Here is a 6,077-nt window from a genome sequence, read left to right as displayed (position 1 = left end):
CGGAGCGGCGACGAACAGCAGAGCAATCAGCAGTGTCTTCATGCGCCCCTCTTCGTGGCAAACGCCAGCACGGCGGGCATCGGGATCTCCACGCCGTGGCCCTTGAGAAAGCGCGCGGCCGAGGCGCCGACCGCCTGGCGGATCGCCTCGAGCGCCGCCGGGGTCTGCGCGCGCAGCAGCGCGCCGGTGCGCACCGTGCTGGCCATCATCCACTCGAACAGCGTGGCGGTCGATTCGAGGCGCCAGGCGAGCGGCAGCACGCGGGCCTGCGCGCCCTCGAAGCCGGCGCGCTCGAGCGAGCGGCGCGCCTCGGCCGGGTCGCCGAAGCGGAAGAACGGCGGCCCGGGCGGCAGCCCGACTTCGTTGCGGCCGAACTTGCGGATCGCGTCGAGCACCACGCCGTAGCCGCGCGCCTGCTCGGGCGCGGTCCACGCCGTGAAGGCGAAGCGCCCGGACGGCCGCAGCACGCGGCGCGCCTCCTCGAGCGCGCGGTCCGGGTTCTCGAGGTGCAGCACGCCGAAGTTCATCGTCACCGCGTCGAAGCTCGCGTCCGGGAACGGCAGGCTCTCGGCGTCGCCCTGCTGGAAGCTCACCGCGGGATAACGGTCGCTCGCGAGCTGCACCATCGAAGCCGCGAAGTCCACCCCCACCACTTCCGCGCCCTGCTCCGCCGCCACCGCCGCGACGTAGCCCGGCCCGCTCGCGACGTCGAGCAGCTTCACGCCCGGGCGCGCACCGGCCGCGTCGAGCAGCGGGCCGATGGCCTGCGAGGTGAGGCGCGCGAACGCGTCGTGGTAGCGCGCCGCGACCCCTTCCCAGCCCGCGTGCTCGAAGTCGCGGAAGTTCACGCGGCGAAAGGCTGGCTCTGCTGCCGTTCTTCGTCGATGCGCTTGCCGAGCGTGCGCCGGAAATGCGCGAGCGGCGCGTCGGCCACGATCGCGTTCATCTTGAAGTCCGGATCCGCGTCCAGCACTTCCTGCTGCCCCTCGATGATGAACTTGTCCTCGAGGAAGCCCTCGATCATGCTGTGATTGAGCGACAGCGCGATGGTCGGGTCCTCCAGGTCGTAGTCGTGCAGGTAGTCCCAGAAGAAGTGCGTGGAGCGGCGCGTCTCGGGCGTGAAGAACTGGCAGTTGCGGTACTGCCTGGTGCCCGCCAGGTTGCCTTTCTCCGCTCCGCTGCCGGCCGGCGAGAACAGCGTCTCCATGAAGAACACGCCCGGGATGTACATGCGCGCGATGTTGCGCCGGTCGACCTTGCCGCTGTCTCTGACGACTTTCCTGTGGAAGGGCGGGGAATCCGCGTTCATGTGCCAGCGCTCGACGCGGAAGCCGTCGGGCAGGCGCTCGATCGCGGTGGGCTTGGACTTGTACGCGTACTCCTCCGAGCCGCCGAGCGTCTTGGTGTGCACGAAGGCGAGGTGCGCAAAATCGGAGAGGTTGTCGACGATCAGCAGGTAATTCGCCTTGTAGTGCATGTAATCCGGCTTGCCGCGCCACTTCGGATCGCTGAGGTAGGTGAAGTCCGGGATGAGGCCCGGGTCCGCCTTGGCGGCCTCGCCCATCCAGATCCAGACCAGGTGCTGGCGCTCGACTACCGGGTAACTCCGTACGCCGAGCTTGGGCGGGATGTTGTCCTGCCCCGGGATCTGGATGCACTTGCCGCTCGGGTCGAACTTCAGGCCGTGATACATGCAGCGGATGTCGTCGCCCTCCATGCGGCCGTTGGAGAGCTTCGCGCCGCGATGGCAGCAGCGGTTGTCCAGCGCCACCACGCGCCCGCTGTCGCCGCGGTAGACCAGCACCGGCTTCTCGAGAATGGTGCGCGCGAGCAGCTTGCGGTCGATCAGCTCGTGGTCCCAGGCCGCGACGTACCAGCAGTTCTGCAGGAACATTTATCGGCCGTCCTCGGCGTTGAGGGTTTGCGCGGCGCGCTCCGGCTCCGGCTTGGCGCTCCACTCGCTCCAGTACTGGTTGCGCTTGGACGCGATGTCGGCCGCGTTCGAGCTCGCCCAGTTCAGCGTGTCGGGCGAGTTGACGACGAACTGCGTGCCGGAATTCCAGCCGCCGAACTCGCTGCCGGCGAGCTCGCTCTGCCGCACCGGGCGGAAGGAGAAGCGCGCCTTCCACATCCCGATGCGCGGCGTGACCATCGCGTAGTACGTCTTGCCGGGAAGCACGGTGGCCTGCATGAAGTCCGCCGACTCGCTCACCACCATGAAGGTGTACTTGCCCGGAGCGAGCGGATAGCCGACCTTCGTGCCGTTGTTCACGACGCCGATGAACTTGCTGTCCGGCCCGCTGACGTCGAATACCGACGCCGAAATTGCGCTGCCGACGAAGGTCGAGCGCAAGAACACCACCATCGACTCGCCCTGCTTGATGACCGGCTCCTGATCCGCCTTGTTCATCTGCGCTCCGCCGCAGGCAGCGAGCGCGAGCGCCAGCGCCACGATCAGCAGCCGCTGCCCCATCGCATGAAATCTCATATCCCCTCCATGAAGGATGCGCCTTCCTCGGGGATTCTACGTCAGCGAGAAACCGTCACGCGCCAGACCGCATTGCCCACGTCATCGGCGACGAGCAGCGCGCCGCGCTTGTCGATCGCCACGCCAACCGGGCGGCCATAGGCATTTCCCCTTTCATCCAGGAATCCTTCCAGGACCGGGACGGGCTGGCCGCTCGGCCTGCCGTCGCGGAAGGGAATGAAGACTACGTTGTAGCCCGAGGGCGGGCGGCGATTCCAGGAGCCGTGCTGGCCGACGTACGCTCCCGCCGCCGTCATGGCAAGGCCGAGCGGTGCCACGTGATTGCCCAAGGCGTAATCCGGCTTGATTGCCCTGGCCACCAGCTCGGGGCGCTGCGGCTCGACCCGCTTGTCCACGTTCGATCCGTAGTAGCGGTACGGCCAGCCGTAGAAGCCGCCGTCCCTCACCGAGGTGAGATAGTCGGGCACAAGGTCGCTGCCGAGCTCGTCGCGCTCGTTGACCACGGTCCACAGCGCGCCGGTCTTCGGCTCCCACCCGAGGCCGTTCGGATTGCGCATGCCCGAGGCGAACACGCGGTGCTTGCCGGTTTTCGCGTCGACCTCCCAGATCGCCGCGCGGCCCTCCTCTTCCTCGATGCCGTTCTCGGCGACGTTGCTGTTCGAGCCGACGGTAACGTACAGGCGCGCTGCCTCATTTCCTCCCTCGGGCGTCGCGATCAGGTTCTTGGTCCAGTGGTGGTTGCGCGGACCGGCGGGAAGGTCGACCAGTTTTTCGCCTTTCGGATCGATTCGACCATTCCGGTAGGAAAAGCGCACGACCGCGTCGGTGTTCGCGACGTAAAGAACCTCGCCGACCAGCGCCATGCCGAACGGCGAGTTGAGCCCTTCAAGGAACGCTTCGCGCACCTCGGCCACGCCGTCCCCGTCCGCGTCGCGCAAGAGCGTGATGCGGTTCGCGCTCGGCACGCCGGCGCCCGCTTTTTTCTGGAAGTGCTTCATCGCGCGGCCCCTGATGCCCTTGCCTTCCTCCGGCCGCTCGGGCGCGTTGGTTTCCGCCACCAGCACGTCGCCGTTCGGCAACACGTAGAGCCAGCGCGGATGCTGAAGGCCGGTGGCGAACGCGCTGACCTGCGTGCCGGGCGCCGCCTTCGGCGTGACTCCGTCAGGCCAACCCCTGGCTGGCGCGACCTTCACCGTGGGGATGAGGGAGCGGGTCGGCTCGGGCAGGGTGGGATTGGGGCCGGTGGTCGCGGAATCCGGCAAGCGCGACATTTCGCTGCAGGCGCCGAGCGCCAGGACGGCGACCAGCGCGATCGGGTGCGTAGGACGCATGGCGCCTCCGTTCATGTTTGGTATTGCCGCAAGCCGCGGACCTGCGCCAAACTTTGCGCCCCCATGGACAAAGACCTCCTCGACGACCTGGTCGCGGCGAACCGCATCCTCGCCGCGCACGCCGTGATCGACGCTTACGGCCACGTCAGCATGCGCTCGCCGGACGATCCCGGCCGCTTCTTCCTGGCGCGCGCCATCGCGCCTGAGACCGTGCAGGCGGGGGACATCCTGGAGTACGACCTCGACTGCAATCCCATCGACGCGCGCGGGCGCGATTCGGTGTCCGAGCGCTTCATCCATGGCGAGATCTACCGCGCGCGGCCCGACGTGATGTCGGTGGTGCACAACCATTCGCCGTCGGTGATCCCGTTCAGCGTGACCGGCGTGAAGATGCGCGCGCTCTTCCACATGGCGTCCTTCATCGGCACGGGGCTGCCGAACTTCGAGATCCGCAAGGTGAAGAAAGGCTCCGACCTGCTGGTGCGCGATGCCAAGCTCGGCAAGGCGCTGGCGAAAACGCTGGGCAAGAGCCCGGCCACGCTGATGCGCGGCCACGGCTCGGCGGTGACCGGCGAGGATCTCCAGCGCGCGGTCGGGCGCAGCATCTACCTCGAGATGAGCGCGCGCATGCAGATGCAGGCGCTACTTCTCTCTTCGAAAGTCACCTATCTCGATGCGGCCGAGGTCCAGGCGTCCGCGCCGGTGCAGGACTACAAGCGCGCCTGGCCGCTGTGGCGCGAAAAGGCGCTGGCGCAAGCGCGCGGGGAGCGCGCATGAGCGAGCTCTGGGCGCTGACGGCCACCGAGCTGGTCGAAGCCTTTCGCAAGCGCACCCTCTCCCCGGTCGAAGTCGCTAACGCCGTGCTCGGCCGCATCGAGAAGTTCAACCCGGTGTTCAACGCTTTCAACCTGGTTTCCGATCGCGTGATCGATGATGCCAAAGCGTCGGAGAGTCGCTGGACCGCAGGGCAACCGAAGGGCCTGCTGGACGGCGTGCCGGTGTCCATCAAGGACATCATCCTCACCAAGGGCTGGCCGACGCTGCGCGGCTCGAAGACCGTCGACCCCAAGGGGCCGTGGAACGACGACGCGCCCGCCACCGCGCGGCTGCGCGAGCACGGCGCGGTGATCCTGGGCAAGACCACCACCCCGGAGTTCGGCTGGAAGGGCGTGACCGACAGCCCGCTCACCGGCATCACGCGCAATCCGTGGAACAAGGCCAAGACGCCGGGCGGCTCCTCCGGCGGCGCGGCGGCCGCGGTCGCTTCGGGCATGGGGCCGCTCGCGGTCGGCACCGACGGCGGCGGCTCGATCCGCATCCCGTGCGGCTTCACGGGCTTGTTCGGCATCAAGGCCTCGTTCGGCCGCGTGCCGGCCTGGCCGCTCTCGCCGTTCGGCACCGTCGCGCACGTCGGACCGATGACGCGCAGCGTGGCGGACGCCGCGCTGATGCTGAACGTGCTTTCGCTCCCCGACGCGCGCGACTGGCACGCGCTGCCCTACGACGCGCGCGACTATCGCACCGGGCTCGACCAGGGCATCGCGGACTTGCGCATCGCGTACTCGCCGAACCTGGGCTACGCGAAAGTGGATCCTGAAGTTGCGGCAATCGTGAAGAAGGCCGTCGCGGTGTTCGAAGAGCTCGGCGCCAAGGTCGAGGAGAAGAATCCCGGCTTCGAGGACCCGGCGCCGATCTTCACCACGCACTGGTTCTCGGGCGCCGCGTTCCTCCTGAAAGGCATTTCAAAAGAGAAGCACACGCTGATCGATCCGGGCCTGCTCGACGTCGCCGCGCAAGGCGAGAAGATCACGGCGCAGCAGATCCTCGAGGCGCAGCTCAGGCGCGGCGCGCTCGGCACGCACATGAACCTCTTCCACCGCGACTACGATCTGCTCGTCACGCCGACGCTCTCGATCCCGGCGTTCGATGCCGGCAAGGAAGTCGCGGACAAGATGCTGCAGGACCGCTGGACCGACTGGACGCCGTTCACCTTCCCGTTCAACCTGACCCAGCAGCCCGCTGCTTCGATTCCATGCGGACTGACCAAGGCCGGACTACCGGTCGGGCTGCACCTCGTCGGGCCGCGCTATGCCGATGCGCTGGTGCTGCGCGCCGCGCGCGCCTTCGAGACCGCGCGGCCCATCGTCCTGCCGCAGCTTTCCTAGTCCATGGCGCTCGTCGGCTGGCTGCTGGTAACGTTCGCAGCAGCGGCGATCGGCGCCTTCGCATCAGTGGGCGCCGGCGAGTTCTACCTTTCG

6 protein-coding genes are annotated in these 6,077 nt (G+C 68.0%); 2 read left to right on the top strand and 4 right to left on the bottom strand.

Going from position 1 to position 6,077, the window contains the following annotated elements:
* Positions 1 to 38: 38 nt before the first annotated feature.
* From VLA96_14915 to VLA96_14900, 4 genes are read right to left on the bottom strand one after another with little or no spacing between them, the layout of a single operon-like run.
* A complete protein-coding gene (locus VLA96_14915; protein HSE50496.1) occupies positions 39 to 848 on the bottom strand; it encodes a methyltransferase domain-containing protein in 810 nt (269 codons plus the stop codon).
* Positions 845 to 1,894 carry an aromatic ring-hydroxylating dioxygenase subunit alpha gene (locus VLA96_14910; protein ID HSE50495.1) on the bottom strand — a complete coding sequence of 350 codons (1,050 nt, stop codon included), beginning with the start codon at positions 1,892 to 1,894 and terminating at the stop codon, positions 845 to 847. The genes VLA96_14915 and VLA96_14910 overlap by 4 nt, the downstream gene beginning before the upstream one ends.
* Complete coding sequence (locus VLA96_14905; GenBank protein HSE50494.1) at positions 1,895 to 2,488, bottom strand: hypothetical protein; 594 nt, start codon at positions 2,486 to 2,488, stop codon at positions 1,895 to 1,897. It lies immediately after the preceding gene.
* A gap of 41 nt (positions 2,489 to 2,529) precedes the next feature.
* Complete coding sequence (locus tag VLA96_14900; GenBank protein ID HSE50493.1) at positions 2,530 to 3,819, bottom strand: sorbosone dehydrogenase family protein; 1,290 nt, start codon at positions 3,817 to 3,819, stop codon at positions 2,530 to 2,532.
* A gap of 63 nt (positions 3,820 to 3,882) precedes the next feature.
* Between VLA96_14900 and VLA96_14895 the strand changes: the two genes are divergently transcribed.
* Both VLA96_14895 and VLA96_14890 read left to right on the top strand, forming a co-directional pair.
* On the top strand, positions 3,883 to 4,596 hold the full coding sequence (locus VLA96_14895; protein HSE50492.1) for a class II aldolase/adducin family protein: 714 nt from the start codon (positions 3,883 to 3,885) through the stop codon (positions 4,594 to 4,596).
* The gene (locus VLA96_14890) at positions 4,593 to 5,984 is read left to right on the top strand and encodes an amidase (protein ID HSE50491.1); all 1,392 of its coding nucleotides are present in this window, start codon (positions 4,593 to 4,595) and stop codon (positions 5,982 to 5,984) included. The genes VLA96_14895 and VLA96_14890 overlap by 4 nt, the downstream gene beginning before the upstream one ends.
* The last annotated feature ends 93 nt before the right edge of the window (positions 5,985 to 6,077 follow it).

It is taken from the genome of Terriglobales bacterium (assembly GCA_035457425.1).
GTDB lineage: Bacteria > Acidobacteriota > Terriglobia > Terriglobales > Acidobacteriaceae > JACPNR01.
This window is presented reverse-complemented; position numbering and strand designations above follow the sequence as displayed.

Coding starts and splice junctions, on each gene's coding strand:
- VLA96_14910 (HSE50495.1), bottom strand. CDS start 1,894: ATGTTCCTGCAGAACTGCTGGTACGTCGCGGCCTGGGACCACGAGCTG.
- VLA96_14905 (HSE50494.1), bottom strand. CDS start 2,488: ATGAGATTTCATGCGATGGGGCAGCGGCTGCTGATCGTGGCGCTGGCG.
- VLA96_14900 (HSE50493.1), bottom strand. CDS start 3,819: ATGCGTCCTACGCACCCGATCGCGCTGGTCGCCGTCCTGGCGCTCGGC.
- VLA96_14895 (HSE50492.1), top strand. CDS start 3,883: ATGGACAAAGACCTCCTCGACGACCTGGTCGCGGCGAACCGCATCCTC.
- VLA96_14890 (HSE50491.1), top strand. CDS start 4,593: ATGAGCGAGCTCTGGGCGCTGACGGCCACCGAGCTGGTCGAAGCCTTT.